Below are 2969 nucleotides of genomic sequence, written 5' to 3' on the forward strand. Positions count from 1 at the left end.
CACCGGGCTCGCGCTGCGCGACGGCGCCCCGCGCCGGCCGATCGACACGCCCGACGCCTTCCGCGCCGCGCTGCTGGCCGCCGGGAGCATCGGCTGGGCCGACCCCGCCAGCGGCGCCACCGGCGGCCGGCATTTCGAGAAGGTGATCGCGGCACTGGGTATCGCCGATTCCGTGCGCGCCAAGGGCCGCCTCTTCTCCTTCGGCGTCGAGGCGGTGGCCGCCTGCGGCCGCGGCGAGGTGGAGCTCGCCGTCAGCCAGGCGACCGAGATCATCGATCGTCCCGGCGTCTCGCTGCTCGGCCTCTTCCCGCCGCCGCACGACCTCTCCACCGGCTATGCCGCCGCCGCGCTGCGCGACACGCCGGGGGCGGCGGCGCTGCTCGCGCTGCTGTCCTCCGACGCCGCGCGGCGCGCCCTGGCGGCGATCGGCTTCACCCCCTCACGCTGAAGGCAGGCCCCATGGCACTCCTCGCACCCCGTCCGCTCGGCCGCGGCGGCCCGGCCGTCTCCGCCATCGGCCTCGGCTGCATGTCGCTCTCCGGCGTCTATGGCGATGCCGACGACACCCAGTCCGAGGCGCTGATCCGCCACGCGCTGGATCGCGGCGTGAACCACCTCGACAGCTCCGACATGTATGGCTGGGGCCACAACGAGGAGGTGGTCGGCCGCGCCATCAAGGGCCGCCGGCACGAGGTGTTCCTCGCCACCAAGTTCGGCCAGGTGAAGCGTGAGGGCGGCGGCAACGCCGTGAATGGCCGCCCCGACTACGTGATCCAGGCCTGCGAGGCGTCGCTGAAGCGGCTCGGCGAGGAGGTGATCGACCTCTACTACCAGCACCGCGTCGATCCGGACGTGCCGGTGGAGGAGACGGTCGGCGCCATGAAGCGCCTGGTGGAGCAGGGCAAGGTCAGGCATCTCGGCCTGTCGGAAGCCGCGCCGGACCGCATCCGCCGGGCCCATGCCGTGCACCCCATCGCCTGCGTGCAGACCGAGTATTCCCTGCTCTACCGGGAGGAGGCGGAGGAGACGCGCAAGACGACGCGGGAGCTCGGCATCGCCTTCGTCGCCTATGCGCCGCTCGGCCGCGGTTTCCTGACCGGCGCCATCCGCAGCCTCGACGAAGTCGGCGGCCGCCGCGCGCAGCATCCGCGCTTCCAGCCGGAGAACTTCGCGCACAACCTCTCGCTCGTCGAGCGCGTGGCGGGCTTCGCGGCGGAGAAGGGCTGCACGCCCGCGCAGCTCTGCCTGGCTTGGCTGCTGGCGCAGGGCGAGGACGTGCTGCCCATCGCCGGCACGCGCAGCCCGGACCGGCTGGACGAGAACCTCGGCGCGCTGGAGGTTCGCCTGACCGCCGAGGAGGCGGCGCGCATCGCCGCGGCGATCCCGCCGGGCGCCGCGGCCGGCACGCGCTACCCGGCCGGCAACATGAAGTCCGTCTACATCTGACGGGACTCCGACCCTTGCGCCGGCCTGGGGCGCTGCCGGTCGCGCCCCTACCCCGGCCCTCCCCCGCAGGCGGGGGAGGGGGCGCGGGCGCCTAGCCCCGCCGCGCCGCCTCCGCCATCTCCTCCGCACGCGCCTGCAGGCGCTGGAACACCGCCGCCGCGTCGGCATCCACCAGCCGCCCGCCCTGCTTGCGCAGCACGCCGTCCACGATGACCGTCTCGATGTCGCCTGCGCTCGCCTGCAGCAGCACGGCGCCATGCGGGTCGGAGAGCGGCGCGGTCAACGGCGCGTCGGCCCGCACCAGGATCAGGTCGGCGCGCTTGCCCGGCGTCAGGCTGCCGGTCACGCGCTCCAGCCCCAAGCCGCGCGCGCCCTCGATAGTCGCGAATTCCAGCATGCGCTTCGCTGTCACCGGCGGCGTCGCGGGCACCTGCCGCGTCGCGGCGAGGCTCTCGACATTCAGCCGGTGCAACTCGGCGGCCATTGCCACGCGCAGCTGCGGCAGCAGCCCGCCGCCGACCATGGAGGGGATGTCGGTGCCGACCGAGACGCGCATCCCCGCCGCGGCCGCCTTGAACATCGCCGGATGGCCGTGGCCCATGCGCATCTCCACCTCCGGCGTCGAGCACAGCATGACGCCCTTCGCCTCCGCCAGGCGGTACTCGTCGTCCTCGTGGTGGTTGCTGTGGACGATCTGCAGCCGCTCGTTCAGCAGCCCCGCCGCATCCAGCAGCGCCAGCAGGCGCGGCTTGCGGTTCGGATAGATCGCCGCGCCGGTGTGGATCGCGATCGGCACGCCGAGCTCGGCCAGCCGGCGCATGTCGGCCAGCGCCGGCTCCAGCGGCAGGAAGTCCGGCCCCTGCAGGCAGGTCCAGAGCGTCACGAGCGACGGCATCCGCCCGCCCAGCAGCGCGCGCGCATGCGCCATCATCCGGCCGTTGATCTCGGCGGCGTTGCCGCCCTGCGGCACCGGCGGCGTGGTGTAGGCCAGCACGGCGCGGATGCCCGCCGCCGACAGGCCGGCCAGCGCCGCATCGGCATGGTCCGGCGACATGGTCTCGCGCGACCAGTCCATCACCGTCGTCACGCCGGCGGCGATCTGCTCCAGCCCGCCGGCATGGTCGGCCAAGCGTACGTCGTCGGGCCGCATGCGGTTGGAATGGCGCAGCACGATGGTCTGGAAGTAGCCGCCGAAGGAATGCTCGGTGGACAGTCCGCGTTGCATGGTCTGTGCCAGGTGGATATGGCCGTTGACCATGCCCGGCATCGCGATCCGCCCGGTCCCGTCCAGCACCTGCGCGCCCGCCGGCGCCTCGATGGAGGGGGCGACGGCGCGGATCGTGCCGCCCTCCACCAGAACGTCGCCCAGCGGAAGGTCGCCGATCTGCGCATCCATGGTCAGCACATGCGCCCCGCGCACCAGCAGCGGCCGCGGCGTGGCAGGGGCCGCGGCCACGGTCTGCGCCCGCGCGCCAGCGGAGGCGGCAGGAATGGCGGCGGCCGCTGCCAGCGCGGTGGAGGCG

3 protein-coding genes are annotated in these 2969 nt (G+C 73.9%); 2 read left to right on the forward strand and 1 reads right to left on the reverse strand.

Features of this window, described 5'->3' with window-relative positions; genetic code table 11:
• Both OZN99_RS28775 and OZN99_RS28780 read left to right on the forward strand, forming a co-directional pair.
• Positions 1-448 (forward strand): substrate-binding domain-containing protein (locus tag OZN99_RS28775; RefSeq protein WP_270938650.1); only part of this gene is annotated, 448 nt, incomplete at its 5' end.
• A gap of 11 nt (positions 449-459) precedes the next feature.
• A complete protein-coding gene (locus tag OZN99_RS28780) occupies positions 460-1446 on the forward strand; it encodes an aldo/keto reductase (protein WP_270938651.1) in 987 nt (328 codons plus the stop codon).
• 91 nt (positions 1447-1537) lie between these two features.
• Here the strand turns inward: OZN99_RS28780 and OZN99_RS28785 are convergent.
• Positions 1538-2969 (reverse strand): amidohydrolase family protein (locus OZN99_RS28785; RefSeq protein WP_270938652.1); only part of this gene is annotated, 1432 nt, incomplete at its 5' end.

Source organism: Falsiroseomonas oryzae (genome assembly GCF_027856955.1).
GTDB lineage: Bacteria > Pseudomonadota > Alphaproteobacteria > Acetobacterales > Acetobacteraceae > Falsiroseomonas > Falsiroseomonas oryzae.

Coding starts and splice junctions, on each gene's coding strand:
- OZN99_RS28780 (WP_270938651.1), top strand. CDS start 460: ATGGCACTCCTCGCACCCCGTCCGCTCGGCCGCGGCGGCCCGGCCGTC.